Annotated in this window: 26 protein-coding genes; 23 read left to right on the top strand and 3 right to left on the bottom strand. The window is 38.3% G+C overall.

From position 1 onward, the window contains the following. The first annotated feature begins 50 nt into the window (after positions 1 to 50). The 4 genes from IGK54_RS09475 (at position 51) to IGK54_RS09460 (ending at position 4,438) form a co-directional block, all read left to right on the top strand. Positions 51 to 1,160, top strand: a complete 1,110-nt coding sequence (locus tag IGK54_RS09475) for a DUF871 domain-containing protein (protein ID WP_002364446.1) — start codon at positions 51 to 53, stop codon at positions 1,158 to 1,160. Next, the gene (gene murQ / locus IGK54_RS09470; RefSeq protein ID WP_002356712.1) at positions 1,135 to 2,025 is read left to right on the top strand and encodes an N-acetylmuramic acid 6-phosphate etherase; all 891 of its coding nucleotides are present in this window, start codon (positions 1,135 to 1,137) and stop codon (positions 2,023 to 2,025) included. The genes IGK54_RS09475 and murQ overlap by 26 nt, the downstream gene beginning before the upstream one ends. A gap of 22 nt (positions 2,026 to 2,047) precedes the next feature. Further along, a complete protein-coding gene (locus tag IGK54_RS09465) occupies positions 2,048 to 3,502 on the top strand; it encodes a PTS transporter subunit EIIC (RefSeq protein WP_002372194.1) in 1,455 nt (484 codons plus the stop codon). Positions 3,503 to 3,589: 87 nt separating this feature from the next. Next, positions 3,590 to 4,438: a MurR/RpiR family transcriptional regulator gene (locus tag IGK54_RS09460; RefSeq protein WP_002382748.1), complete on the top strand. Its 849-nt coding sequence runs from the start codon at positions 3,590 to 3,592 to the stop codon at positions 4,436 to 4,438. 49 nt (positions 4,439 to 4,487) lie between these two features. On the opposite strand, the gene IGK54_RS09455 is transcribed toward IGK54_RS09460, so the two are convergent. Together IGK54_RS09455 and IGK54_RS09450 are read right to left on the bottom strand one after the other, a co-directional pair. Then, positions 4,488 to 5,198, bottom strand: a complete 711-nt coding sequence (locus tag IGK54_RS09455) for a histidine phosphatase family protein (protein WP_002359733.1) — start codon at positions 5,196 to 5,198, stop codon at positions 4,488 to 4,490. Positions 5,199 to 5,238: 40 nt separating this feature from the next. Further along, positions 5,239 to 5,865: an MBL fold metallo-hydrolase gene (locus IGK54_RS09450; protein WP_002356716.1), complete on the bottom strand. Its 627-nt coding sequence runs from the start codon at positions 5,863 to 5,865 to the stop codon at positions 5,239 to 5,241. 219 nt (positions 5,866 to 6,084) lie between these two features. On the opposite strand from IGK54_RS09450, the gene guaD reads away from it, so the two are divergent. From guaD to thrB, 12 genes are all read left to right on the top strand, one after another. Then, the gene (gene guaD / locus IGK54_RS09445) at positions 6,085 to 7,470 is read left to right on the top strand and encodes a guanine deaminase (protein WP_142957024.1); all 1,386 of its coding nucleotides are present in this window, start codon (positions 6,085 to 6,087) and stop codon (positions 7,468 to 7,470) included. A gap of 3 nt (positions 7,471 to 7,473) precedes the next feature. Then, complete coding sequence (locus IGK54_RS09440) at positions 7,474 to 8,805, top strand: nucleobase:cation symporter-2 family protein (protein WP_002359736.1); 1,332 nt, start codon at positions 7,474 to 7,476, stop codon at positions 8,803 to 8,805. A gap of 141 nt (positions 8,806 to 8,946) precedes the next feature. Next, complete coding sequence (gene guaC / locus IGK54_RS09435) at positions 8,947 to 9,924, top strand: GMP reductase (RefSeq protein WP_002362677.1); 978 nt, start codon at positions 8,947 to 8,949, stop codon at positions 9,922 to 9,924. 161 nt (positions 9,925 to 10,085) lie between these two features. Next, complete coding sequence (locus IGK54_RS09430) at positions 10,086 to 10,418, top strand: PadR family transcriptional regulator (protein WP_002356722.1); 333 nt, start codon at positions 10,086 to 10,088, stop codon at positions 10,416 to 10,418. Continuing rightward, positions 10,415 to 11,443 (top strand): permease prefix domain 1-containing protein, encoded by a 1,029-nt coding sequence (locus IGK54_RS09425; RefSeq protein WP_002356724.1) that lies wholly within the window; start codon positions 10,415 to 10,417, stop codon positions 11,441 to 11,443. Before IGK54_RS09430 ends, IGK54_RS09425 begins: the two co-directional genes overlap by 4 nt. Before the next feature lie 134 nt (positions 11,444 to 11,577). Continuing rightward, a complete protein-coding gene (locus tag IGK54_RS09420) occupies positions 11,578 to 13,029 on the top strand; it encodes a PLP-dependent aminotransferase family protein (protein WP_142957023.1) in 1,452 nt (483 codons plus the stop codon). A 120-nt stretch (positions 13,030 to 13,149) separates the two neighbouring features. After that, entirely contained in the window at positions 13,150 to 14,874 is a 1,725-nt protein-coding gene (locus IGK54_RS09415; protein ID WP_002356727.1) for a phospho-sugar mutase, read from the top strand. Positions 14,875 to 14,980: 106 nt separating this feature from the next. Continuing rightward, entirely contained in the window at positions 14,981 to 15,763 is a 783-nt protein-coding gene (gene proC, locus IGK54_RS09410; RefSeq protein ID WP_113848537.1) for a pyrroline-5-carboxylate reductase, read from the top strand. A 116-nt stretch (positions 15,764 to 15,879) separates the two neighbouring features. Then, positions 15,880 to 16,188, top strand: coding sequence for an ArsR/SmtB family transcription factor (locus IGK54_RS09405; protein WP_002356730.1), 309 nt, complete (start codon positions 15,880 to 15,882; stop codon positions 16,186 to 16,188). 51 nt (positions 16,189 to 16,239) lie between these two features. Next, on the top strand, positions 16,240 to 17,532 hold the full coding sequence (locus IGK54_RS09400) for a homoserine dehydrogenase (protein ID WP_078131156.1): 1,293 nt from the start codon (positions 16,240 to 16,242) through the stop codon (positions 17,530 to 17,532). Positions 17,533 to 17,534: 2 nt separating this feature from the next. Next, complete coding sequence (thrC, locus tag IGK54_RS09395) at positions 17,535 to 18,590, top strand: threonine synthase (RefSeq protein ID WP_430602924.1); 1,056 nt, start codon at positions 17,535 to 17,537, stop codon at positions 18,588 to 18,590. Continuing rightward, complete coding sequence (gene thrB, locus IGK54_RS09390; RefSeq protein ID WP_010709745.1) at positions 18,587 to 19,450, top strand: homoserine kinase; 864 nt, start codon at positions 18,587 to 18,589, stop codon at positions 19,448 to 19,450. Before thrC ends, thrB begins: the two co-directional genes overlap by 4 nt. A 44-nt stretch (positions 19,451 to 19,494) precedes the next feature. Here the strand turns inward: thrB and IGK54_RS09385 are convergent, their stop codons facing one another. Further along, positions 19,495 to 20,352, bottom strand: coding sequence for a pyruvate, water dikinase regulatory protein (locus IGK54_RS09385; RefSeq protein WP_002389973.1), 858 nt, complete (start codon positions 20,350 to 20,352; stop codon positions 19,495 to 19,497). 98 nt (positions 20,353 to 20,450) lie between these two features. Here IGK54_RS09385 and IGK54_RS09380 point away from each other — a divergent pair, with 98 nt between their 5' ends. From IGK54_RS09380 to IGK54_RS09350, 7 genes are all read left to right on the top strand, one after another. Continuing rightward, the gene (locus tag IGK54_RS09380; protein WP_185938052.1) at positions 20,451 to 20,891 is read left to right on the top strand and encodes a Fur family transcriptional regulator; all 441 of its coding nucleotides are present in this window, start codon (positions 20,451 to 20,453) and stop codon (positions 20,889 to 20,891) included. Between the two features lie 165 nt (positions 20,892 to 21,056). Beyond that, the gene (gene rpsU / locus IGK54_RS09375) at positions 21,057 to 21,233 is read left to right on the top strand and encodes a 30S ribosomal protein S21 (RefSeq protein WP_002356740.1); all 177 of its coding nucleotides are present in this window, start codon (positions 21,057 to 21,059) and stop codon (positions 21,231 to 21,233) included. A 25-nt stretch (positions 21,234 to 21,258) separates the two neighbouring features. After that, positions 21,259 to 21,708 (top strand): GatB/YqeY domain-containing protein, encoded by a 450-nt coding sequence (locus IGK54_RS09370; protein WP_002356741.1) that lies wholly within the window; start codon positions 21,259 to 21,261, stop codon positions 21,706 to 21,708. Positions 21,709 to 21,950: 242 nt separating this feature from the next. After that, positions 21,951 to 22,865 carry a PhoH family protein gene (locus IGK54_RS09365; RefSeq protein ID WP_369810298.1) on the top strand — a complete coding sequence of 305 codons (915 nt, stop codon included), beginning with the start codon at positions 21,951 to 21,953 and terminating at the stop codon, positions 22,863 to 22,865. A gap of 28 nt (positions 22,866 to 22,893) precedes the next feature. Next, positions 22,894 to 25,092 carry an HD family phosphohydrolase gene (locus tag IGK54_RS09360; protein WP_095714921.1) on the top strand — a complete coding sequence of 733 codons (2,199 nt, stop codon included), beginning with the start codon at positions 22,894 to 22,896 and terminating at the stop codon, positions 25,090 to 25,092. Then, entirely contained in the window at positions 25,092 to 25,571 is a 480-nt protein-coding gene (ybeY, locus tag IGK54_RS09355; protein WP_002356745.1) for an rRNA maturation RNase YbeY, read from the top strand. The genes IGK54_RS09360 and ybeY overlap by 1 nt, the downstream gene beginning before the upstream one ends. Further along, complete coding sequence (locus tag IGK54_RS09350) at positions 25,555 to 25,956, top strand: diacylglycerol kinase family protein (RefSeq protein ID WP_002382764.1); 402 nt, start codon at positions 25,555 to 25,557, stop codon at positions 25,954 to 25,956. Before ybeY ends, IGK54_RS09350 begins: the two co-directional genes overlap by 17 nt.

Genomic DNA, 25,956 nt, shown 5'->3' with positions numbered 1-25,956 from the left:
TTTATTTCAAACAAGTTATAATGAAAGCGTATTAGAGAGGAGCTAAAAAGATGTATGGTATTTCAGTTTTTCTTGGTGAAGAGATTACAAACGATACAATTATTTATATCAAAAAGATGAAAGCGCTTGGATTTGATGGCATTTTCACTTCTTTACACATTCCAGAAGATGATACTTCCCTTTATCGCCAACGCTTGACTGATTTAGGGGCAATTGCTAAGGCAGAAAAAATGAAAATTATGGTAGATATTTCAGGTGAAGCGTTAAAAAGAGCGGGTTTTTCTTTCGATGAATTAGAGCCTTTAATCGAGTTGGGCGTAACTGGCCTTCGGATGGACTATGGCATTACGATAGAACAAATGGCTCATGCTTCACATAAGATTGATATAGGATTGAATGCTAGTACCATTACACTGGAAGAAGTGGCTGAGTTAAAGGCTCACCAAGCGGACTTTTCTCGCTTAGAAGCTTGGCATAATTATTATCCAAGACCTGAAACAGGCATTGGAACAACATTTTTTAATGAAAAGAACCGCTGGCTTAAAGAATTAGGCTTACAAGTTTTTACTTTTGTGCCAGGAGATGGGCAAACAAGAGGCCCAATTTTTGCTGGTTTACCAACATTAGAAAAACATCGGGGGCAAAATCCTTTCGCCGCTGCCGTTGGTTTGATGGCTGATCCTTATGTCGATGCTGTTTATATTGGTGATCCCACAATTAGTGAGCGAACCATGGCTCAATTTGGTTATTATCACCAAACCAATCAATTTCTGTTAGAAGTAGCACCTAGCGAGAGCCGCTATTTGAAGCGAATACTTGGGACTCATACCAATCGTTTAGATGCTGCAAGAGATGTTTTGCGAAGTGAATTATCAAGAACGAGTGAAATGTTCAGAAAAGATGAAATTGCAACGATTGAGTCAGAGCAGACTGAAGCCCGTCCAGTGGGAACCGTAACGATTGATAATGAAAAATATGGTCGCTATATGGGAGAAATTCAAGTCACGCTGGTGGACTTGCCGAAAGATGAAAAAGTCAATACGATTACACGAATTATTGAAAAAGATCAAACGATATTGCCGTTAATCAAGGCAGGCAATCAATTTACGCTAGTCACGGAAGGAACGATAGAGAATGAATTTAGAAAACTTAACAACTGAACGTAGAAATGAAAATACAATGGGCTTAGATGAGATGAGTGTCAAAGAAGCTTTACAAAAAATGAATCAAGAAGACCAAAAAGTTGCAATGGCAGTGGGTCAAGAATTAGCAGCCATTGAACCAGTGGTAGAAGCCATCATCAAAAGCTTCAATCAAGGCGGCCGCTTGATCTACATGGGCGCTGGTACGAGTGGTCGGTTAGGTGTCTTAGATGCAGCCGAATGCGTACCAACTTTTGGCGTCGAGCCAGAGATGGTTCAAGGCCTCATCGCTGGTGGTCAAAAAGCAATGACTGTCGCAGTAGAAGGTGCTGAAGATTCAAAAGAACTAGGTCGTCAAGATTTAGTTGATCTAAAATTATCAGCAAATGACATTGTTGTCGGGATTGCAGCCAGTGGTCGGACGCCTTATGTAATTGGCGGTTTAGAATATGCAACAACGGTGGGAGCAGCTACCGCAACTGTGGCATGTAATAAAAATGCCGAAATTAGTAAATATGCGCAAATGCCGATTGAAGTAGATGCAGGACCTGAATTTTTAACAGGTTCGACTCGCTTGAAATCTGGGACAGCTCAAAAATTAATTTTAAATATGTTATCAACTATTTCCATGATTGGTATTGGGAAAGTCTACAATAACTTAATGGTTGATGTAAAACCAACCAATGAAAAATTAGTGGAGCGTTCCAAACGGATTATTATGGAAGCAACGGGTTGTAGTTATGAAGTTGCCGAACTAAAATTTGTAGAAGCAGAAGAAAATGTGAAGTTAGCAATTGTAATGATTTTAACTGATAGTACTAAAGAAGAAGCAACACAAAAATTAATTGACGGGAATCAATTTATCAAGAATACATTAAATTAAGGAATTAGGAGGGTGTTTTAACATGGCAGAAGAAAGAATTAAACGCATTGCTGATGGGATTTATAAAGAAGTTGGTGGTCAAGAAAACGTGGACAAAGTCATTCATTGTATGACTCGTGTTCGTATGGATATCCGCGATTATGACAAAGTGGATATTGAAGGATTGAAAAAAATTGATGGCGTTATGGGCGTCGTAGAAGACGATACGTTGCAAGTAGTTGTTGGTCCAGGGACTGTTAACAAGGTTGCACAAGAAATGGTAGATCAAGCAGGTGTCAAATTGGGAGAACCATTTAATCATGACACCGCAACTGATGCTGCAGCAGGCAAATCTGGAAAAGATTTAGTAGAAGAAAAAGCCGCTCAAATGAAAGCACAACAAAAAGCGAAACAAAATAACACTTCACCATTTAAAAAAGTGTTAAAAGCCATTTCTAGTATCTTTGTTCCGATGATTCCTGCCTTTGTTGGGGCTGGTATTATTGGCGGGATTGCAGCTGTTATGTCTAACTTAGTTGTTGCTGGTGATATTTCAGCTTCATGGCAACAATATATCGATGTCTTAAATATCATTAAAAATGGGATTTTTGCTTATTTAGCTCTTTACACTGGGATTAACAGCGCCAGCGTTTTTGGTGCAACGCCAGCGTTGGGTGGTGTTATTGGGGCAGTCACAATGTTGACAGGAATGAATCCGGATGCTCCAATCAGTAATATTTTCACTGGGGGAACATTATCTGCAGGACAAGGCGGAATTATCGGTGTTATTTTTGCCGTATGGTTATTATCATTGTTAGAAAAACAATTGCATAAAATTGTCCCAGAATCAATTGATATTATCGTAACGCCAACCATTTCACTTTTAGTGATTGGCTTAGCAACTATTTTCTTAATCATGCCTGTAGCCGGAGCTATTTCTAATGGCTTAGTTGGTATTATCAATGTTGTCTTAGAAAAAGGTGGCATGGTTGCTGGCTTTACTCTTGGTTTAACCTTCTTGCCAATGGTAATGTTTGGTTTACATCAAATTTTGACGCCAATCCACATTGAAATGATTAATCAAACAGGGATGACTTTGTTATTACCAATTCTGGCCATGGCTGGTGCGGGACAAGTCGGTGCAGCTTTAGCATTATGGATTCGTTGTAAATCAGATAAAAAATTAGTTGAAATGATTAAAGGTGCCTTGCCAGTTGGGATTTTAGGTATTGGTGAACCATTAATCTACGGAGTTACTTTACCATTAGGACGTCCATTCATTACTGCTTGTATCGGCGGTGGTATTGGTGGTGCAGTAATTGGTGCCTTCGGTAATGTTGGTGCGATTGCTATTGGACCAAGTGGGGTGGCTTTAATTCCATTAATTGCCAACAACCAATGGCTTGCATATGTATTAGGTTTATTGGCTGCTTACGCAGGTGGTTTTGTAGCAACGTTATTCTTTGGGATTCCTAAAGACATGCAAACAACTAAATAATAAATAGAAAAAAGGAGAACTTGGCTTCTCCCTTTTTCTTTGTTAAAATTTAATTGCGTAGGAAATGGTGTATCAGGAGGGGTGTTTATGCAACAAAATATTGTCTTATCTATCCAAGATCGTCTACAACAATTACCAAAATCAGAACGAAAAATCGCAGAATATATTTTAAAAAATACAGAAACAGTTATTTCAATGAATGCGCAAGAGCTAGCGAAACAAGCAGGATCAAGTCCAGCGGCAATTATTCGCTTTTGTCATTCTATGGATGTGAATGGCTTCACAGAGTTGAAACTTTTATTATCTGCAAATCTTGGCCAAATGAAGCAGCAAATGTATACTGAAGTTACTAAAGGGGAATCAACAGCTGATATTAAACAAAAGTTACAGGCGCGCTTTGTTCATGTGGTTGAGCGAAGCGGTCAGACATTAGAGGATGTCGCAGTGAATGAAGCCGTTGATTTGTTGGAAAAAACAGAAGTAATTTTTGTCTATGGGTTGGGCGCCTCTTCGTTGGTTGCTCAAGATATTTATCAAAAGTTTACGCGATTAGGCCGAACGGTATTTACAACATTGGATCATCATTTATTTGCTTCTATGTTAGGCTCAACAGAAAAGCCTAGTGTTTTTATTGTTATTTCTAATTCTGGAACGAATAAAGAAGCAAGTACTTTAGCTGATTTAGCGAAGCAGCAAGGGATTCCTATTATTAGTATCACACAAGATGAAAAATCAGTGATTGGTGAAAAAAGTGATATCGTCCTTCAAACCTCTAGTGGGGAAGACGTGCCATTGAGAAGTGCGGCTACTGTTTCCTTGGTGGCACAATTGTATGTAGTCGATGTTTTATTTTTTGCTTATGCAGCAAAAAACTATAAGGAAACCTTAGAAAAAATTCAAATCTCAAGAAAAAATGTAGAACGTTTAAAAGAATAAACAAAAAGAGAAGGTTATCTGTCATTTTGACAGATAGCCTTCTCTTTTTTTACAATAAACGGCGCTTTTCAGCGATCTTTTTTCCCTTTTCAATATAAGAAATATCATTAATTCCTTGAATGGTAAATGTTCCTTTTTCGTAAGTTAAGGTCGTCACGCTACCATTCTCCAGTGCCATCTGCATAGGCAAACTTGCATCAATTAAGGAAAGTAAAAAGGAAATTGTTAGTCCATGGGAAACCACCATGACTTTGCCGCCACCATTTTTTTCTCGATGATGAGCGATATCTTCGAAACCAGACCAAACACGATCACGGATAACTTCATAAGGCTCCGCCCAGTCAGCCGTATCGGCTTCAATAATAGCATTTGCTAACTCGCGATAGGTAATCTTCGTGGTCATCATGTCCTCATAACTTTTAAAAGCTAAAATGCGTGGCACCACACCCCAAAGTTCACCATCATAGCCACCATCTAAAGAACCAAAACACCACTCACGAATCCGTTTATCGGTTAGGTAAGGAATCTTTTGGTGGTTTTGATGTTCTTGTAAAATAATCTGAGCGGTTTGCATGGCACGACCACTATCACTACTATAGGCTTCCTTAAAGTCTATGTCTCTAAGACCTAAGCCTAAATGATAAATGCCTTCTTCTCCTTGTTTGGTTAAGGGGGTATCTGACCAGCCTTGGGTTCGGCCAATCGTATTAAACATCGTTTTTCCGTGACGAATAATATAAAGTGTCGTTGCTTCAGTCATTGCTACTCCTCCTAAGTTTCTTTAAATAGTGAATAAATCTCTAATTAAAAAATGGGTTTGTGGCTTTTTCATGTTGAATGGTCGTGGCATCACCATGGCCTGGATAAACAGGAAATTCTTCTGGTAAAGTGAATAGATAGGTCGTAATGCTGTGTAATAATTGTTGCATATCACCAGTGTGTAAATCAGTACGACCAATACTACCTTTAAACAATGCATCCCCAACAACAACAAAATCATCAAAGACAAAGCTGACGCTACCAATTGAATGACCAGGTGTTGGGACTACGGAAAATTTCATGCCGCCAATTTCATAATCGGTTAGTTTAAATTCATGTTCGGCGGGTTGAACAATAATATTTGCTATATCGTCATGTCTGCCTAATCCTGAAAGATTCAAAATAGGATTGGAAAGCCACGCTTGTTCTAATGGACTAACATAAACAGGGATTTGATAATGATGGCGCAATTCTTCTACCGCACCAATATGATCATAGTGAGTATGTGTTAATAAAATAGCGGCTGGTTTCTTCCCTAAACGGGTAATTTCTTGAATTAGTTTTGCTCCTTCTGCACCTGGATCAATAATTAATAATGCTTCTTCATTATAAACAAGATAACAGTTTTCTTGAATAACACCTGTTCTAATTTGTTCGATCTGTATCATCTCAGGACCTCCTAAAGTTCTAACGATTCTCTTCAAGTATACCGAAGAATCTTAAGAATAGAAAGTTTTCTTGTTTATCCAAAGAAAAAATAAATCATTCTTAGAATGTTCGGTTTTTACTTGTTTTAACACGTATTTTTTTAAAAAAAATCACATTTTTATAGTTATTAAGCGAAAGTTTATGTATAATCTTCATGTGATAGTAAGGAGGAGTATTAAATGTTTCATTTTGTAATAAAAGGAACAGGTTTTTCTAGTAAAAATTTGCAAGAGATTAAAGTTTATGAAGAGACACTTTTTTGTATAGATGAGGCCGGAGTAATTCAGGAAATAATTGAACCAGATACTGAAGCGTATGAAACTGTGCTAGCAGAACAAAAAGAGGCACAACGTTTTCAAGAATTGCCCCAAGATTCTTATCTTTTACCCGGCTTTGTTGATTTACATGTCCATGCACCTCAGTGGGCACAATCTGGGACCGCCTTGGATATTCCATTGTATGAATGGCTGAATACGTACACGTTTCCTTTGGAGTCCAAATTTGCAGATTTAACATTTGCCCAACAAGTCTATGATGAATTGGTAACCCAATTGTTAGCTAATGGGACAACAACAGCCCTTTATTTTGCAACCATTCATTATGAAGCTAGCCGTCGTTTGGCAGAGATTTGTGCGGAAAAAGGGCAGCGTGGCTTAATTGGTAAAGTTGTAATGGATGATCTTAATGAGAATCCAGAGTACTATCGTGATCAAACAACGCAACAAGCATTAGAAGAAATGGAACGGTTTATTCAAGAAATTCAAACATTAGCGCAGCAAACAAAACAAGGCGTATATCCCGTTGTAACTCCGCGTTTCATTCCTAGTTGTACAGAGGAAGCACTTAAAGGATTAGGAGAATTAGCAGCGAAATATCAAGTCCATGTTCAAAGTCATTGTAGTGAGAGTGATTGGGAACATCAATTTGTTCAAGAACGTTTTGGAAAAAATGATGCGCAAGCATTGAATGATTTTGGTTTATTGACAGAAAAAGCAGTGATGGCACATGCAGGCTTTTTAGAAGAAGCAGATATGAATTTATTCCATGAAACAGGGACGGCTGTGGCGCACTGCCCAATCTCTAATGCTTATTTTGGTAATGCAGTAACACCGATTGCAAAATTAGTACATCAACATCAAGTAGAAGTTGGTTTAGGCAGTGATATTTCAGGTGGTTTTTCACCAAGTCTTTTTGACAATTTAAAGCAAGCGGTTATTTCTTCTAGAATGTTAGAAGATGGCGTCGATGCTACAAAAAAACCAGAAGTACGAGGTGTTAAAACAGCACGGATTACAGTAAATGAAGCGTTTTATTTAGCTACTGCTGGTGGTGGTCAAGCGCTAAGTTTGCCAATTGGAAAATTAGAAAAAGGGTATGCTTGGGATGTTCAAATTATTAATACAAGCTTGTCACAAGCACGAATCCCTAAAAATCCAGGGGAATCATTGCTTGATATTTTCCAAAAAATCTTATATTTAGCACGACCAGAAAATATTCGAGAAGTCTGGGTACAAGGTGAAAAAGTACATGATAAAAATTTAATGTCAGCAACTAAAGGAGTATAAAAAATGAGTGAAAAGAAACAAAATAATCTTCATTTAACAGTGGGGCCAGAAGATTCAGTATCTTTTGGGCAGGCTACTATGTTAGGGATTCAGCATGTCTTAGCAATGGACGTGTACGTCGTACCTGTAATCATTGCTTCAATTATTGGAATTAGCACAGCACAAACGTCTTCTTTAATCCAAGCAACATTCATAGCAGCAGGACTTGCCACGATTATTCAATCTCATTTTTGTATGAGATTACCAGTTGCGCAAGGCCCTTCATTTATTCCAATCGGGGCAATTGCGGGAATTTATTTTGCCAATAACCAACAAGGAAATGGCTGGGGCGCAGTTTTAGGTGCTAGTTTAGTGGGGGCAATTGTTGTTATTATATTAGGATTTACTGGTATCTTTAATCGTTTAATCACTAAATTTGTTCCACCAATTGTGGGAGGAACAATTATTTTTGTGGTGGGTCTTTCGTTAATGCCAGTCGCTTTATCGGATAATATTTACCACGCAAAAGGGGAATTAGGACAAAATATTTTATTAGCATTTATAGCAGCGGGTACGTTGATCTTCTTTGCGCTCTTAGGTTCTGCTTTGAAAAAAGGGCGGATTTTCCGCGTTTCTTCTGTCATTTTGGCATTATTATTTGGGAGCATCGCGGCACAATTATTAGGGGTACTTGATTTATCAGCCGTTAGTGAAGCGGCTTGGTTTAGTTTGCCTCAGTTACCATTAGTTAACTTTTCTTTCCAATTTGATTGGTCAGCTATTGCCACGATGTTAGTTATTTATCTGGTTTTAATGGCGGAAACAACAGGCACTTGGTTTGCTGTGAGTCATGTTGTCGCTGAACCTTTGACCGAAGAAAAAATTAATCGCGGTGTAATTGGTGAAGGCTTAGGTTGCTTAGTTTCTTCATTCATTGGCGGAACGCCAGTAACTAGTTACTCTACAAATGCTGGGATTATTTCAATCACTGGAGTTGCTAGTCGCAAGGTTTTTGTGGCTGCAGGTGCGTGGTTTGTCTTATTTGGCTTATCTGGAAAACTTTCCACCTTGATTTCAGCCATTCCGGCACCAGTTATCGGCGGCGTTTTTGTGGTTGTTTGTGGCATCATTTCTGTAAGTGGAATGAAAGTCATGAGTGATGTAACAATTCATGAAAAAGAGATGTATGTAATTGCCGTTCCGATTATTATGACATTAGCGTTGACATTGTTACCAAAAGAGTTTTTGGAAACTCTACCACAATTTTTACAATATTTATTTAGTTCACCCGTGGCAACTGCCTCAATTGTTGCTATTTTATTGCAGGCCATTTTACCAAACGTTCAAGAAGGGTAAAAAGATTAATTTTCGTTAAAACGCCTTTGACAAGTGGCGGTAAATAGTGTAAATTAACAATGGTGTTTGTAAACACGAACGTTAAATGACCGAATGTTCGGTTTTTACGTTATTTTTGTAAATAACTAGGAGGCAGTAAGTATGAAAGTTTTTGATTATGAAGATGTCCAATTAATTCCCAATAAATGTATCGTGAATAGTCGTTCTGAATGTGATACTACAGTAACTTTAGGAAAACATTCGTTTAAAATGCCTGTCGTTCCAGCGAACATGCAAACAATTATTGATGAAACGATTGCGGAAACCCTTGCTGAAAATGGTTATTTTTATATCATGCATCGGTTTGATGAAGAGGCGCGAGTGCCATTTATTAAAAAAATGCAACAAAAGGGCTTAATCACGTCAATTAGTGTGGGTGTGAAAGAAGGGGAATACGCTTTTGTTGAAACGTTAGCCCGAGAAGGTTTAGTTCCTGACTACGTGACAATTGATATCGCCCATGGTCATTCAAATGCGGTGATTAATATGATTCAACACTTGAAAAAATTTTTACCAGAAACGTTCGTTATTGCGGGCAATGTTGGAACGCCAGAAGCCGTTCGCGAATTAGAAAACGCTGGAGCTGATGCCACCAAAGTGGGGATTGGACCAGGAAAAGTATGTATTACTAAAATTAAGACTGGCTTTGGGACAGGTGGCTGGCAGTTAGCGGCTTTACGTTGGTGTGCCAAAGCTGCTCGGAAACCAATTATTGCAGATGGTGGAATTCGGACCCATGGAGACATTGCAAAATCTGTGCGTTTTGGGGCAACTATGGTCATGATTGGTTCATTATTTGCTGGACATGAAGAATCACCAGGTGAAACAAAAGTGGAAGATGGCGTTGTTTACAAAGAATACTTTGGTAGCGCCTCTGAATTCCAAAAAGGCGAAAAGAAAAACGTTGAAGGCAAAAAAATCTGGTTACGCCATAAAGGGAAGTTGGCAGATACTTTAGTCGAAATGCAACAAGATTTACAATCTTCCATTTCATACGCGGGAGGTCGTGATTTAGAAGCGATTCGTAAAGTTGATTATGTGATTGTAAAAAATTCTATTTTTAATGGTGATACCATTTAACATTCAACTATAGACTGAAAAGAAGACAGCACGTAGTGCAGAAATTAAAATGATTTCTGCATTACGTGCTTTTTTTACTTTACCTATCGTAGTAATCGTGTTAAGATAATTACAACGACAGACGTAGTACGATAGTTGAAGTACTTGAGGGAGGAATTTATGTGATTGGTAGTGATGCAATTCGGGGATACAACGATACCTTTATTCTCTCAATCTTACAATCCGGCGCTTCATATGGTTATGCGATTTCTAAACGCATTCGTGAAATTTCTAAAGAACAATATTCGATTAAAGAAACGACACTTTATTCTGCTTTTACACGTTTAGAGAAAAATGGCTACATTGAATCATTTCCAGGAGAAGTAACGCATGGCAAAAAGCGGACCTATTATCAAATAACCCATGCAGGAGAGCGTTATTTAGAGGAAAAGTTACTAGAATGGGAAGTAACAAAAGACGTCGTCGAAGCATTTGTAAAGGAGATGGGAAAATGAAAATTATAGAAGAATTTATTGATAGCTTATTTTCAGGCGTTGTTGAAACATCTGAAACAAAACAATTAAAGGCGGACTTATTAGCAAATGCTGAGGATCGTTATGAAGACTTGCTCAGCCAAGGAAAATCGGAAAATGAAGCAATTGGTACAATTATTTCTGAATTTGGTACTATTGATGAATTAATGGAAGAATTGAATTTAGAAAATAAACAAGTGGATGAAACAAACGATTCAATGAACGGTTTGCCAGAAATTTCAGTGGAGGAAGGACTTGACTATTTAGCTGTCCAACGTAAAGGTGCTATTCAAATTGGTCTTGGTGTTGTTGCAATCATGGTGGGTGTTGGCTTGCTGGTTGGTATGCGTGGTGTTCTTTCTAACGGTCTTGGTTTAGTTTGTCTTTTCATAGGTGTGGCAATCGGCGTTCCATTATTTATTGTTGCTGGTAATCGGTTTGTTGCAATGGACAAACAGCTGGGGCAACGATTGATTCCGATTAAGTTAAAAAAAGAAGTTGCACAAAGAGAACAAAGTTTTCAACGATCATTTATTTTTTGTATGGCAGCGGGCGTAGTTTTTTGTATTTTGGGTTTAATCCCAGTTGTTGTCTTTAGTAGTGGCCTTCATCTGATGATGCGCCGTTCCATGCATCAAATGATGGGCGGACAATATTATAATGGAACGATGGGGATTAGTTGGCTCTTCTTTTTAGTATCGGTTGGCGTCTTCTTGTTTATATTTGGTGGAGTAATTAAAGGAAGTTTTAATAAATTGTTGAATGAAACTTATTTTTATTCAGAACATGTTGGTCATCCTGATTTTGCCCCTCAACAAACAAAAACAGAGGAAGGACCTGTGGGAAATCCTGTCGGTGCAATTATTGCATCCGTTTATTGGCCCTTAGTTGTTGCACTCTATCTATTTATTAGTTTTGTTTTAGGGGATTGGCGGTTTAGTTGGTTAATCTTTATGTTCGCAGGAATCTTTTATAACACCATCCAAGCATTTTTACACAAACATTGAGACAAACCTGTTAATAGTAAAACAGAAAAGTGGGACATTCGTCAAAACGGCTGTCCCACTTTTCTTGTATTTTCGATTGACAAAAGCATTAAACTGGATTACTTTTAACTCATCCAATTGTTGAGGTGATTGCTATGTGGCAACTTAAAAAAGAACAAAATGTTCCCATTTATCGCAGTATTATGGAAATGATTGTTCAAAAGATTCAAACAGGCGAATTATTACCAGGCGAAAAAATCCCTTCGGAACGTAAACTGGCAGAGTACTTGTCTGTCAATCGTTCAACCGTTGTTCATGCATTAGACGAACTGGTGGACTTAGGCTGGATTGTGCGAAAAAGAGGGAGTGGAACGATTGTCAACGAAGGAAAATGGGGGGTAATGATGACGCCACGAACGGATTGGCATCGTTATTTAGAACAAAATGTGTTCAAACAAGTTCATCCCTTGGTGGCAGAGATTGAGTTACGTGCTAAACAAAATTTGCCGACTGACTTAGATATGTATACAGGCGAGTTGCCGTTAGACTTAATTCCCAGTTTCGATTTTCCAGCATTAAATTGGAAACAATTTTTAAAAGAGGAAGCACAAGATGAATTAGGTTATTTTCCGTTAAGAAAAGAAATCCAAGCCATTACAGCAACGGAATATCAGCTTCATTTACCAAGTGAAAGTTTATTGCTTACTTCAGGTGCGCAACAAGCACTTTTTTTAGTTTTGCAAGTTTTATTGAGACAAGGAGATAGTGTTGCCGTAGAAGATCCATCTTTCTTCTATGCCTTACCAATTTTCCAAGCTGCTGGTGTGCGCTTATTTGGTGTGCCCATGACAGAGGAAGGGATTGATCTTGAAGCGCTAGAACAAACAATCCGACAACATCGCATCAAAATGGTTATGGTTAATCCTTCCTTTCAAAATCCCACTGGGACAGTGATGCCTTTAAGAAAAAGAGAACAGCTCGTGAAAGTTTGTCAAACGTATCAAGTTCCTATTTTAGAAGATGATGTTTTTGGGCAGCTAAGTTTTATCCCGAAAACAGAAATTCCTCCTTTAAAAAAATTAGATCCAGACAATGTCTTGTATATCGGTTCGTTGTCAAAAATTTTAGGTTCGACCACGAAAATTGGTTGGTTAAGTGCGCCCGCCTCCGTGACGAAACAAATTGCAGAAGCCAGAAAAATGATGGATGTTTCGTTGAGTATTTTTCCGCAGATGCTCGCTAAAATGGCGATTGAAGATCCTTCTTTTTCTGAAAAAATTACGTTATTAAATAAACAAGTGGAACAACGAGCAACAGATGTGTATCAAGTATTTAAATCGTTGCCAGAATGGGAAGTTTCGCCAGTAAAAGGCGGCTTTTATTTATGGGCACATTGGCGTCAAGGGGCACTTAAGCCAGAAGATTGGCAAGTGTTTTTACGAGAAGGTGTTTTGGTAGCACCAAGTGTCGCTTTTAGTGAAAAACGTGGAAGTATTCGTTTGAACTGTTCCCGAATTTCACCAGAAGAAATGCCTCTTTTTTGTGAGCGAATGGTACGGATTACACGACAGCTTTCTGAAAATAGACAAACAAAAATAGAACAGTAAGTAAGATTTTTCTTATAAAAATCATTTGCTGAGAGAAAACGCTACAACTTCCCTTTTCTAAACGAATATCCAATGCTATACTTAAAAAGTAAAAACAAAAAAACAAATGAGGTGTTTTCCATGTCTTGGGAACAAGTTTACCAACAATGGTTAAATGAAGAAAATATTCCAGAAAATTTAAAAAATGAATTAAAGGACTTAAATACAGACCCTGAAAAATGTGAAGATGCATTTTACGCACCATTAGAATTTGGGACTGCCGGGATGCGCGGGATTTTAGGCGCCGGTATTAATCGGATGAATATCTTTACAGTTCGTCAAGCGACAGAAGGGCTTGCACGTTTTATGGATACGCAAGATCCTGAAACAAAACGTCGCGGTGTAGCCATTGCCTATGATTCACGTCATATGTCTCCAGAATTTGCAATGGAAGCAGCTAAAACATTAGCTAAACATGATATTCCTTCTTTTGTGTTTGAAAGCTTACGACCAACACCAGAATTATCTTTTGCGGTCCGTTACTTTAAAGCTTTTGCGGGAATCATGATTACGGCTTCTCACAATCCAGCTGCCTATAATGGCTACAAAGTCTATGGTGAAGACGGTGGTCAAATGCCGCCAGCTGATGCAGATGCATTAACTAAATATGTTCGTAGTATCGAAAATCCTTTGAAAATTGATGTCTTATCAGATGAAGAAGTTGCCCACAGCGGTTTAATTAACATTGTTGGTGAAGAAGTCGATAACGCGTATTTGAAAGAAATTAAAACAGTTACGATTAATCAAGAATTAATTAACGAAATGGGTAAAGAATTAAAATTAGTTTACACTCCCTTACATGGAACTGGGAAAATGTTAGGAGAAAAGGCATTAAAACAAGCCGGTTTTGAAAAATTTGTTTTAGTACCTGAGCAAGCCGTTGCTGATCCTGACTTTACTACAGTTAAGTCACCAAACCCTGAAGAACATTCAGCTTTCGAATACGCGATTCGTTTAGGGGAAAAAGAAGGCGCGGATTTATTGATTGCAACAGATCCAGATGCTGATCGTTTAGGTGCTGCTGTGCGGATGCCAAACGGAGACTACCAAGTATTAACAGGAAATCAATTAGGTTCAATTATGATTCATTATATTTTAGAAGCCCATCAACAAGCAGGCACGTTGCCTCAAAATGCTGCGGTTCTAAAATCAATCGTTTCTAGTGAACTTGCTACAGCGATTGCTGAGAAATATAATACGAAGATGTTTAATGTTTTAACAGGTTTCAAATTTATTGCTGAAAAAATTCAACAATACGAAGAAGACCACAGTCAAACGTTTATGTTTGGTTTTGAAGAAAGTTATGGTTACTTAGTGAAACCTTTTGTTCGTGATAAAGATGCAATTCAAGCGTTAGTTTTATTAGCAGAAGTAGCGGCTTTCTATAAAAAACAAGGAAAAACATTATACGATGGCTTACAAGATATCTTTGAAGAATTTGGTTACTTTGAAGAAAAAACTATTTCCGTAACAATGAGCGGAATTGAAGGCAGCGGTAAAATCAAAGCTTTAATGGCAAAATGTCGTGAACAAGCGCCAACTGAGTTTGCCGGGATTCAAGTTGCTCAAACGGAAGATTTTAAAGAATTAACACGCACTTTTGCAGATGGTCAAACAGAACAATTACAAACGCCTCCTTCTGATGTGCTGAAATATCATTTAGAAGATGGCAGTTGGATTGCTATCCGACCATCAGGAACAGAACCAAAAATTAAATTCTATCTAGCGACAAAAGCAACAAGTAGTTCAGAAGCTTCTGAAAAAATTGCTGCGTTTGAAGCAGTCGTTAATGAATTAACAAAATAAAATAAACGAAACAGGCTGTACGGAAAAAAGTACGAATGTTAGTGTTTGTGTCAAAAGCTAATTGACTTTTGGCGCAAACACTTTATTTAACTAAGGAGGGAATGCTATGAAAATTGGCTTTATCGGTGCTGGCAGTATGGGCGGTGCTATGATTAAAGGATTACTGAAAGCTGAGGCAGTCAAGAAGGAACATTTATATGTGAAGGGCGGCTCAAGTGGAACCGCAGAAGCACTTCAAAAAGAGTGGGGCTTTCAACTTGTCACAGATTATGTACTTTTCCAAGAATGTAAGGTTATTTTTATTGCGACAGGAGCAAAGGTCGTGTTACCTGTCCTTCAGGAATTAGCCCCTCATTTTTCCAACGAAAGTCTATTGATTTCTGTTGCAACAGGTCATACCATACAAGAAGCACAAATGGCCCTTGGCAATAAAGAAGCCAAAGTTGTTCATGCCATTCCTAATACACCAGTTAGCGTGAATCAGGGCGTGATTGGCGTAGCCTTGGCACCAACAATTGAAGGCCAAACGAAGGACCTGGTAATGGAACTTCTTGCTACTTTAGGGTTAGTCAAAGAAATTCGTGAAGCGCAACTGGAAACTTTTGGTACTGTGGCTGGTTGCAGTCCAGCTTTTGTTGATATCTTTATGGAGGCATTGGGAGATGCAGCAGTCTTAGAAGGGTTACCAAGGGATTTATCTTATGAAATTGTCGCTCAAATGATAAAAGGAACGGCGACCTTAGCCTTAGACACGAAAAAACACCCAGGAGCATTGAAAGATGAAGTGACTTCTCCAGGAGGAAGTACGATTCGCGGTGTCGTAGCTTTAGAAAAAAATGGCTTCCGTTATGCCGTGATGGATGCAGTTCAGCAAGCCAACCACGAATAGATGAAGAAAGTTGGAAAATCGACAAGTTTGTCATTTTTCCAACTTTCTTTGTGCCATATTTTTCGTAGGAAAGAACAATCGCAGTTCTTATTTTAAAAAACTCTGTGTTATAATGAGTGCAAAGTGAGGCGACTATAATGAAACAAATGGAAGAAATCAAACAAGTAAGTCAATTATATAAAGTATTAAGTGATCCAACACGTTTAAGAATTTTGCTACTTTTAAAAGAAGGCGAACATAACGTAACGGCGATTAGTGAACAATTGGGAATGGAACAGTCCGCCGTTTCTCATCAACTAAAATTATTAAGAGATAGCCGGGTTGTCAAGGCACGTCGCGAAGGAAAAACGATTTTTTATACATTGGATGATCATCATGTAATAGATATTTTAAATCAGACCTTTGAGCATATTGAACATCGATAAAAAGTAGGAAAAAATAGCGTAACTAGAATAGCGCTGTTGATGGAGGTAAAAATGAAGGATACCTTAAAGATCGGGTTACTAGGATTAGGGACTGTAGGCACTGGCGTTTTAACTCTCTTGAAAGAACATCAAGAGAAAATTTCACAAGTGACAGGAATGAATGTAGTCATTGAAAAAGCATTTGTCCGAAATCTTGAAACGAAACAAGCGCAAGCGGAAGAATACGGTCTTTCTTTAACAACTTCAATTGATGATATTTTAGAAGATAAAGAGATTCAAATCGTTGTGGAATTAATGGGAACCATTGAACCAGCCAAAACGTATATCATGAAAGCTTTAGAAAAGGGCAAACATATTGTGACTGCCAATAAAGATTTACTGGCGCAACATGGGAGTGAATTAGTAGCGTTAGCCCAAAAACATCATTGTGATTTATATTACGAAGCAAGTGTTGCTGGCGGGATTCCTATTTTAAGAACAATTGCTAATAGCTTAGCGGCAGACAATATTCAGCAAGTTTTAGGGATTGTGAACGGTACGACGAATTATATGCTTACGCAAATGGTTTCTGCTGATAAAAGTTATGAAGAAGCTTTAGCAGAAGCGCAAGCGTTGGGATTTGCTGAAGCGGATCCGACAAATGATGTCGATGGAATTGACGCAGCCTATAAAATGGTTATTTTAAGTCAATTTGCTTTTGGGATGAATGTTTCATTACCACAAGTTGATATTCGTGGAATTCGCGGATTGTCTTTAGATGATGTCGCCATGGCTAAACAACTGGGGTATGAAATCAAATTGATTGGCTCTGCTGAACAAAATGAGAATAGTATCTCGGTGGAAGTGGCGCCTATGCTAGTCAATCAAAAGCACCCTATTGCATCTGTTCGGAATGAGTACAATGCAGTATTTATTAAAAGTGCAGGCGTGGGGGAATCAATGTATTACGGTCCAGGAGCTGGCGCTAAACCGACAGCAACCAGTGTGGTCAGTGATTTAATTACGATTGCTAAAAACATTCGCTTGGCAACGACTGGCCATATGTTCAATTCGTATCAACATAAAACCCAATTGACGCGTTCCGAAAATGTATTTGGACAGTACTATTTTTCGTTAGATGTTCCAGATACGCCAGGACAATTTTTGCAGTTGACGCAATTAATGACTAAAGCAGAAGTCAGCTTTGATCAATTAGTTCAACAGAAATCAGATGGACAGCGAGCAAGAATTGTTGCCATTACACACCAGATATCAAAAGCACAAATGCAACAAGTTGTGATAGCTATTCAAAATACGGAAGCCTTTCAGTTATTAAATGTAATGAAGGTTATAGGAGATGAGTAAACATGTATGAAGGTTTGTTAAAACAGTATCAAGCGTATTTGCCCGTAACAGAAAAAACACCAATGATTTCTTTAGCCGAAGGAAATACGCCACTGATTCCTTTACCTAATTTATCCAAAGAATTAGGTATTCAATTATATGGAAAATACGAAGGCTTAAATCCCACTGGCTCATTCAAAGATCGCGGGATGGTGATGGCTGTAGCAAAAGCGGTAGAAGAAGGTGCCAAAGCGATTGTTTGTGCTTCTACAGGAAATACTAGTGCCGCCGCTGCTGCGTATGCCACAAGAGCAGGCATTAAAGCGTATGTAGTGATTCCAGAAGGGAAAATCGCACTGGGAAAATTGGCGCAAGCTATTATGTATGGGGCAGACATTATTTCGATTCCAGGTAACTTTGATGAAGCATTAAAAGAGGTGCGAGAGATTGCGAAAACTGAGGCAGTTGCGCTAGTTAATTCAGTGAATCCTTATCGCTTAGAAGGGCAAAAGACAGCAGCTTTTGAAGTTTGTGAACAATTAGGTCAAGCGCCCGATGTCTTAGCGATTCCAGTTGGAAATGCCGGCAATATTTCCGCTTACTGGAAAGGCTTTAAGGAATGGCATGAAAAACAAGGAACAACTTTACCAAGAATGCATGGTTTTGAAGCAGAAGGTGCCGCAGCGATCGTGAAAGGCCAAGTGATTGAGCAACCTGAAACCGTGGCAACAGCGATCCGGATTGGAAATCCTGCTAGTTGGCAACTAGCAGAACAGGCACGGGATGAATCCGGTGGTTTCATTGATGCCGTGACAGATCAAGAAATTTTAACGGCTTACCGAAAAATTGCTGCTCAAGATGGGGTTTTCATTGAACCTGGTTCGGCTGCTTCATTAGCTGGAGTTATTCAACATGTTAAAAGCGGTAAAATTAAAACAGGTGAAACCGTCGTGGCAGTCTTTACTGGTAACGGATTGAAAGATCCTGATACAGCAATGGAGACAGAAGTAGCTATTTCAAAAATGAGTGACGTGGAAGAAATGCGTCTGCACTTACGAAAAGGAGTCGCAACACTATGAAAATAAGAGTACCTGCCACTAGTGCCAACTTAGGACCTGGCTTTGATTCATGTGGCATTGCATTATCCGCTTATTTAACAATCAACGTTTTAGGTGAAAGTGAATTTTGGGAAATTCAACATACTTTGGGAGAAGAGATCCCTACTAATGAAGAGAATTTATTAATTCAAACGGCATTGAAAATTGCACCAGAATTAACACCAAAAGTTATTCGGATGGTTTCTGACATTCCCCTTGCAAGAGGACTAGGCAGTAGCTCAAGTGTGATTGTAGCAGGCATTGAATTAGCTAACCGACTAGCACATTTAAATTTGTCCCCTAAAGAAAAAGTTCGTTTGGCCACAGAGATGGAAGGACATCCTGATAATGTTGCCCCAGCTATTTTAGGAGATTTCGTGGTGGCTAGCCATGTAGAAAACCAAGTCTACCATGTCAAACATCACTTTCCAATGTGTGATGTCATTGCATTTATTCCAGAGGAACCGTTATTTACCGAAAAAAGTCGCGCTGTTTTGCCCGAAAAATTGGCTTATAAAGAAGCAGTCGCGGCCAGCTCAATTGCCAATGTTATGATTGCCGCAATTTTAAACGGGGATTTACCTTTAGCAGGCAAAATGATGGAACAAGATAAATGGCATGAAACGTATCGTCGTTCATTGGTTCCTCACTTAAAAGAAATTCGTCGTTTAACTCAGCAAAGAGGTGCTTATGGCTCTTTCTTAAGCGGTGCTGGTCCAACTGTGCTAATCTTGTCGCCAGAAGAACGAACCAACGAAATTGTTCAAAGTTTGGAGAAATTATCTACCAAAGCGAGCATCCAAATTTTCAATATTGATCAAGAAGGCGTTCAAGTCTTTTAAAAAAAAAACGAGAAAAAATCACTAGTGATTTTTTCTCGTTTTTTTTAATCCTCGGCTGTTTCCGTGGAATAATAGCTATGATCTTCTAAGTTCAAAGCATTAAGAATCATTGAGGCAGTTTCTTCAATTGAAAGAGAAGCGACATCAATAACGATACAACCTAATTTTTGATAAAGATCATTTGCAAAAGCCAGTTCTCGCCGAATTTTTTCAATATCTGAATAAGAAGTATTTTCAGGCAATCCATATGCGCGCATTCGTTCTTTACGAATCCCGTTTAAAACATTGGGATCGTTGGTTAAGCCAACAATTTTTTTAGGGTCCATTTCGAATAATTGTTTCGGTAAATGTGCTTCAGGAATTAGTGGCAAATTAGCAACTTTTAAGTTCTTGTTGGCTAAAAAGAGACTTAGCGGTGTTTTAGAAGTTCGGGAAACGCCAAGAAGTAACACATCCGCTTCTAAAAAGCCTCGTGGGTCCTTGCCATCGTCATATTTGACAGCAAATTCCATTGCTTCAATTCGTTTAAAATAATTTTCATTCAGATGATGTAAGGCACCTGGTTCCCGCATGGGCGCGACACCTGTTAATCGTTCGATTTCCGCAACTGGTGGTGTCAAAATGTCAAAATGGAACAATTGATGCTCATTGAAAAATTGATTAGCAATCGCCACGAGATGATCATTAATAATAGTATGCAGTACCATGGCTTCTGCTTTTTTGGCATCTTCTAACGCTTGCACCAGTTTATCTTCGTCTTTAACGAATGTTCGTCTAATCAAAGTAAAATCAACAGTGGGGTACTGGGCCATTGAAGCAGCCGCCAATTTTGAAGCGGTCTCGCCAGCAGAATCTGAGATGACAAAAATCGTCACACATTTTTTTTCTTCAGAAATAGTCATAGAGGATAAGTCCTTTCTTGCATTTTTAATAATTTTATTATACCATAAGTCCAGAATCTATTTCGTAATGATTCTGATTTAGGTTGGTGAGGGAGGAAATGGCGATGGCACCAGTAAAAACCAATATTGAACAAGCCTTAGAAACCATGAAAGCCAGTGGATTAAAATATACTAAAAAACGAGAATTACTGATGAGCTATTTGATTAAGCGAAATCGGTATGTTTCTGCACGTGAAGTGTATGAATTTATGAATGAAACCTTTAAAGGAGTCAGTTATGATACGGTTTATCGTAACTTGCATGACTTTGAGCGCTTAGAATTGCTGGAAAAAACAGAATTAAATGGCGAGCAAAAGTTTCGCTTCCGTTGTTGCCAAGAGGTGGAACATCATCATCACTTTATTTGTACGGTTTGTGGCAAAACGGAAGAAATTCACATGTGTCCTATGAATTTTTTTGAAGAACAGTTAAAAGGTTGTTCAATTGAAGGACATCGCTTTGAAATACTTGGTCGTTGTGCCGATTGTTTCGAAAAATAGCGAATAAGACGAAAAATCAAACAAAAATTTCGTATTTTATCAGTAGAGTGGTTGACGGTTATTTATGCTTTAGCTATAATATAACAAGGACAGTATTTTAATTTGTGGGTTTTTCCCACAAATAAGAAAAACGGTTACTTTTTAAGCTCGGAGGGAGGGAATAACATGTCAAAAACAGTCGTTCGTAAAAACGAATCTCTTGATGATGCTCTTCGTCGCTTCAAACGTTCCGTTTCAAAAGCGGGTACTTTACAAGAATCACGTAAACGTGAATTCTACGAAAAACCAAGTGTAAAGCGTAAGAAAAAATCTGAAGCAGCTAGAAAACGTAAAAAATTCTAGTTTTGAATGAATTGGAGTTGGTGGTATGTCATTGCTAACCACATTGAATGACGACATTAAAACAGCGATGAAAGCTAAAGACAAAGAAACTTTAGCCGTACTTCGTATGTTAAAGACTGCCATTCAAAATGATCAGATTAAAGCGGGCCGTGAATTGAACGGAGAAGAAGAACTCACTGTATTGTCTCGTGAGATGAAACAGAGAAAAGATTCTTTATCAGAGTTTGAAAAGGCGGGACGCGACGATCTTGTTGAAAAAGTAAAAGTTGAAATAGCAATTGTTGAAAAATATATGCCTCAACAACTAACGGAGGAAGAAATTCGTCAACTAGTTCAAGAGGTAATGACGCAAACTGGCGCCACTTCACCAAAAGATTTTGGTAAAGTGATGGGCGCTATGATGCCGAAAGTCAAAGGCAAAGCCGATGGCAACCAAGTTAACGCAATTGTGAAAGAATTATTACAAGAAAACTAAGAGCGTTATCGAAACTAGGACAGGATACTGTCCTAGTTTTTTTATGCAAAGAGAAAACCGGTAGCTTTTTACGGTTTTCTCTTTTTTGACTTTCAAAGTCAAATCAGGTACGACTTCTTTTTAAACAGATAAGAATGTGGTATCATTGTAAAGGACTATATAATAAAGGAGATGGACGTTTTTTGACAGATAATCAGTCAAAATCTTTGGAATTAATACTTACTGATTCTGATGATGCACACATGCTTTTAGGAACACATGATAAACATATCAAATTTTTAGAAGAGAATACCCACGTAACGATTAATAGTCGTGGCGAAGTTATTCAGTTAATTGGCGAATCATCAGAGGTAGAGTTAGTCGCTTCCGTGTTAAGAGCGCTACAAACATTAATTCAACGAGGCATCAAAGTGCATACGCCAGATGTCGTTTCTGCTTTAAAAATGGCCAAAGCTGGAAATTTAGAGGCGTTTATTGCCATGTATGAAGAAGAAATTATGAAGGACCATCATGGTCGGGCCATCCGAATTAAGAATGTTGGTCAAAAAAAATATATCGATGCAGTTAAAACTCATGACGTCATTTTCGGGGTGGGACCTGCGGGAACAGGAAAAACCTTTTTAGCCGTGGTGATGGCAGTAGCAGCCTTGAAAAAAGGCGAAGTACAAAAAATTATTTTAACTCGTCCAGCGGTGGAAGCTGGCGAAAGCTTGGGCTTTTTACCAGGTGACTTAAAAGAAAAAGTCGATCCTTATTTACGTCCAGTTTACGATGCCTTGTATCAAATTTTTGGTATGGATCATACAAATCGTTTAATGGAACGCGGCGTTATTGAAATTGCCCCGCTTGCTTATATGCGTGGTCGTACATTGGATGATGCTTTTGTCATTTTAGATGAAGCACAAAATACCACGGTTGCCCAAATGAAAATGTTTTTAACTCGTTTAGGGTTTAGTTCAAAAATGATTGTTAATGGAGATACTAGTCAGATTGACTTGCCACGTGGTGTAACAAGTGGTTTAGTTAACGCCGAGCGTACGTTAAAAGACATTGAAAAAATTGCCTTTGTAAATTTTGAAGCCAGTGACGTTGTGCGTCATCCGGTTGTAGCGCAAATTATTCAAGCCTATGAAAAAGAACAACAAAAGCATTCCTAAGCAGTTAGGGAAGGAGTGAAAGTACCTTTTGAAAAAAGTACTTACAAAGTTAGGGGATCGTTTAGGTAAAGCCTATTTACCTATTTTATTAGCCGTTTTTTCTCTTCTTTTATTTATGATTATGTTTGGCAGTGTCCATCAGAAAAGAGTAGAAATTAAAGAAGGTCAACTGGCCGAGAAAACTATTCGTGCAAATAAAAATATCGAGAATACCTACGAAACAGAACAAAGAAAAAAATTGGCAGCAGAAGCTGTCACACCCGAATATATTTATCAAGAAGATACGGCATCTGTCCAACATAATCGTATTGATAAATTATTTAAATTGATTGATTCTGCGAATGAAAAAGTAGACAAAGAGTATAGCAACAAGCAAGCGAAGGCCAAAAAGGAAGAAACGATTCCTGCGCCGACCGTGGAAGAACGAGTAGCTAGCTTAAAGTCATTGTTTGAATCTTTACCGCAAGATGAAGTTGCGTTTTATCAAAGTTTTCCTAATGTTTTTTATCAAACAATCTTTACATTAACCTCTGAGCAATTAGATAAGGTTCGTTCAGAAAGTTTGATGTTGGTGGATGACGCAATGCAAAATCACGTTCGAGAATCTGATTTGGATAAAATTCGCCAAGAAGCTAACGGTAAAATTCAATACTTAGATATTACGAGTACCATGCAACAAGTCATTCGTTACATTGTTAACCAAGGGATTGTGGTAAACGATATTGCCAATGAAAAACGAACAGAAGAGCTACGCCAAAAAGCGATGAATGCTGTTCAACCCGCAATGATTTATCAAGGCGAAATTATTGTTCGTGAAGGTACTCAAATTGATGCAAAAGCGGTCGAAAAACTTGAGTTACTAGGAATGACTAGTCAAAATACCTCTATTTTTCCGATGGTGGCATTAGCACTAGCTATTTTACTTCAAGTTGAAGTGTTGATTTTCTTTACAAAACAAGTGACTGAGCCTTCGCGACAACGCTCGTTTATTATCTTTTACACGGGTGCTATGCTAATCAGTGTTATTTTAATGAAATTCTTCCAGATTTTCCAAACAGAGCAGTTGATGTATATTCCCTTGTTCTATCCAGCAGCCTTTGCGCCGCTGATTCTAAATCATTTTGTGAATCGTCGTTCAGGGATAATCGCTGCCATTTTCCAAGTCGTTTTTGCTTTATTTATCTTTTATAATTCTATTGGCACAAACTCGTTGACGGTTATTCTGATTATGTACTTATTCTCAGGATTTCTAGCAACAGTTGTTAAACGGAAACGGATGAGTGAGCAAGTTTTCCCAGCTTTAATGTGGGTAGTGGTCTTTCCTGTTTTCATGGCGGTTGTCTTAATGATTTATCAAGGAATGAGTTTAACAGATGGTAAAACGTGGACAGCTTTAATTTGTGCAAGTGCAGGAACGGTACTTTCATTTTTAGCAACAATGGGCTTGCATCCGTATATCGAATTATTAGTGACCGATGATAGTATGATTGTCTTGAATGAATTAAGTAATCCGAACCATCCGTTGTTAAAACAACTGTTAGAAGAAGCGCCAGGTACCTATCATCATAGCATGATGGTGGCTAGTTTGAGCGCTAACGCTGTTGCTGAGATTGGCGGGCGGTCGCTATTAACACGAGTTGCTTGTTATTACCATGACATTGGCAAAATTAAACACGCCAATTTCTTTGTGGAAAACTTACCTGCTGGAGCAGAAAATCCACATAACTTTTTATTACCAGAAGATAGTAAACAAATTATTTTTGGACACGTAATTGATGGCGCCAAAATTTTAGAAGAGTACAATATGCCGCAAATGGTGATTGACATTTGTCGTCAACATCATGGCACAACATTGATGAAATTTTTCTATGTGAAAGCAAAAGAACGCAATCCTGAAATTAAAGAATCCGACTTCCGTTATCCTGGGCCACGTCCACAAACACGAGAAGCAGGGATTGTGAGTATTGCTGATACCTGTGAGGCTGCTGTGCGGGCGATGGATCATCCCACCAACGAAAAAATTCAAGCCTTTGTGCATAATGTGATTCAAGATAGAATTTCAGATGGCCAATTAGATGAATGCGGGTTAACGATGAAAGAGATTCGCATCATTGAAAAATCATTAATTAATGGATTGTGCAGTACCTTCCATTCACGGATTAAGTATCCAAAAATGAAAGCTGAAGCAGAAGAAATGAAAGATGAACAAGAAAAGAGAGATGACTAATGGATATTACTTTCATTGATGAAACCGAGAAAGTACCAACAGAAGAAATCAAAGAAATCGAAAACTTGCTGCAATTTGCAGCGGGTTTTCTAGAAATTGCCGAAGATACGGAGATGTCGGTGACTTTTACAGATAACGCAGGTATCCAAGTGATTAATCGTGACTATCGGGGCAAAGATATGCCTACAGATGTCATCAGTTTTGCTTTAGAGGATGAAGGGGAAGACGAATTGCCAATTATTTTTGATGATGAAGAGTTGGCAGAGCTACCACGGAATCTAGGTGATTTAATTATTTCAACAGAGCGAGCAGCAGAACAAGCAGTTGAATATGGGCACACATTGGAACGAGAAATGGGCTTTTTGGCAGTACATGGCTTTTTACATTTGAATGGGTACGATCATATGGAACCTGAAGATGAAAAAGAAATGTTTGGTTTACAGAAAGAGATTTTAGATGCGTATGGCCTTAAAAGATGAGCAAACAGGAAAAAATAAACATTTTATTAATTCATTAGAATTTGCTTGGCAAGGAATCAAAACAGTTTTTCGAGAAGAACGTAATATGCGCAAACATGTGGCGTTTGGTGTCACGGCCATTGTGTTTGGTTTCTTGTTTTCCTTAACACTTGCTGAATGGCTGTGGTTGTTATTGGCCGTTTTTCTTGTCTGGTTGGCAGAAATTATCAACACAATTTTTGAAAATGTCGTAGATATGTTTACGGATTTTCACTTTCATCCAATCGGAAAAAAGGTTAAAGACATGGCCGCAGGAGCTGTTTTATTAACAGCCGGTTTCGCAGTGCTAGTAGGACTAATTCTATTTGTACCAAAAATTTTACAAATCATTCAAATGTGGAAATAA

It is taken from the genome of Enterococcus sp. DIV2384, from assembly GCF_050534975.1.
Taxonomy (GTDB): Bacteria; Bacillota; Bacilli; order Lactobacillales; family Enterococcaceae; genus Enterococcus; species Enterococcus faecalis.
The sequence above is the reverse complement of the archived record's forward strand: the minus strand, read 5'-3'. Positions and strand labels throughout refer to the sequence as shown.

Coding starts and splice junctions, on each gene's coding strand:
- IGK54_RS09475 (WP_002364446.1), top strand. CDS start 51: ATGTATGGTATTTCAGTTTTTCTTGGTGAAGAGATTACAAACGATACA.
- murQ (WP_002356712.1), top strand. CDS start 1,135: ATGAATTTAGAAAACTTAACAACTGAACGTAGAAATGAAAATACAATG.
- IGK54_RS09465 (WP_002372194.1), top strand. CDS start 2,048: ATGGCAGAAGAAAGAATTAAACGCATTGCTGATGGGATTTATAAAGAA.
- IGK54_RS09460 (WP_002382748.1), top strand. CDS start 3,590: ATGCAACAAAATATTGTCTTATCTATCCAAGATCGTCTACAACAATTA.
- IGK54_RS09455 (WP_002359733.1), bottom strand. CDS start 5,198: ATGACTGAAGCAACGACACTTTATATTATTCGTCACGGAAAAACGATG.
- IGK54_RS09450 (WP_002356716.1), bottom strand. CDS start 5,865: ATGATACAGATCGAACAAATTAGAACAGGTGTTATTCAAGAAAACTGT.
- guaD (WP_142957024.1), top strand. CDS start 6,085: ATGTTTCATTTTGTAATAAAAGGAACAGGTTTTTCTAGTAAAAATTTG.
- IGK54_RS09440 (WP_002359736.1), top strand. CDS start 7,474: ATGAGTGAAAAGAAACAAAATAATCTTCATTTAACAGTGGGGCCAGAA.
- guaC (WP_002362677.1), top strand. CDS start 8,947: ATGAAAGTTTTTGATTATGAAGATGTCCAATTAATTCCCAATAAATGT.
- IGK54_RS09425 (WP_002356724.1), top strand. CDS start 10,415: ATGAAAATTATAGAAGAATTTATTGATAGCTTATTTTCAGGCGTTGTT.
- IGK54_RS09420 (WP_142957023.1), top strand. CDS start 11,578: ATGTGGCAACTTAAAAAAGAACAAAATGTTCCCATTTATCGCAGTATT.
- IGK54_RS09415 (WP_002356727.1), top strand. CDS start 13,150: ATGTCTTGGGAACAAGTTTACCAACAATGGTTAAATGAAGAAAATATT.
- proC (WP_113848537.1), top strand. CDS start 14,981: ATGAAAATTGGCTTTATCGGTGCTGGCAGTATGGGCGGTGCTATGATT.
- IGK54_RS09400 (WP_078131156.1), top strand. CDS start 16,240: ATGAAGGATACCTTAAAGATCGGGTTACTAGGATTAGGGACTGTAGGC.
- thrC (WP_430602924.1), top strand. CDS start 17,535: ATGTATGAAGGTTTGTTAAAACAGTATCAAGCGTATTTGCCCGTAACA.
- thrB (WP_010709745.1), top strand. CDS start 18,587: ATGAAAATAAGAGTACCTGCCACTAGTGCCAACTTAGGACCTGGCTTT.
- IGK54_RS09385 (WP_002389973.1), bottom strand. CDS start 20,352: ATGACTATTTCTGAAGAAAAAAAATGTGTGACGATTTTTGTCATCTCA.
- IGK54_RS09380 (WP_185938052.1), top strand. CDS start 20,451: ATGGCGATGGCACCAGTAAAAACCAATATTGAACAAGCCTTAGAAACC.
- rpsU (WP_002356740.1), top strand. CDS start 21,057: ATGTCAAAAACAGTCGTTCGTAAAAACGAATCTCTTGATGATGCTCTT.
- IGK54_RS09370 (WP_002356741.1), top strand. CDS start 21,259: ATGTCATTGCTAACCACATTGAATGACGACATTAAAACAGCGATGAAA.
- IGK54_RS09365 (WP_369810298.1), top strand. CDS start 21,951: ATGCTTTTAGGAACACATGATAAACATATCAAATTTTTAGAAGAGAAT.
- ybeY (WP_002356745.1), top strand. CDS start 25,092: ATGGATATTACTTTCATTGATGAAACCGAGAAAGTACCAACAGAAGAA.
- IGK54_RS09350 (WP_002382764.1), top strand. CDS start 25,555: ATGGCCTTAAAAGATGAGCAAACAGGAAAAAATAAACATTTTATTAAT.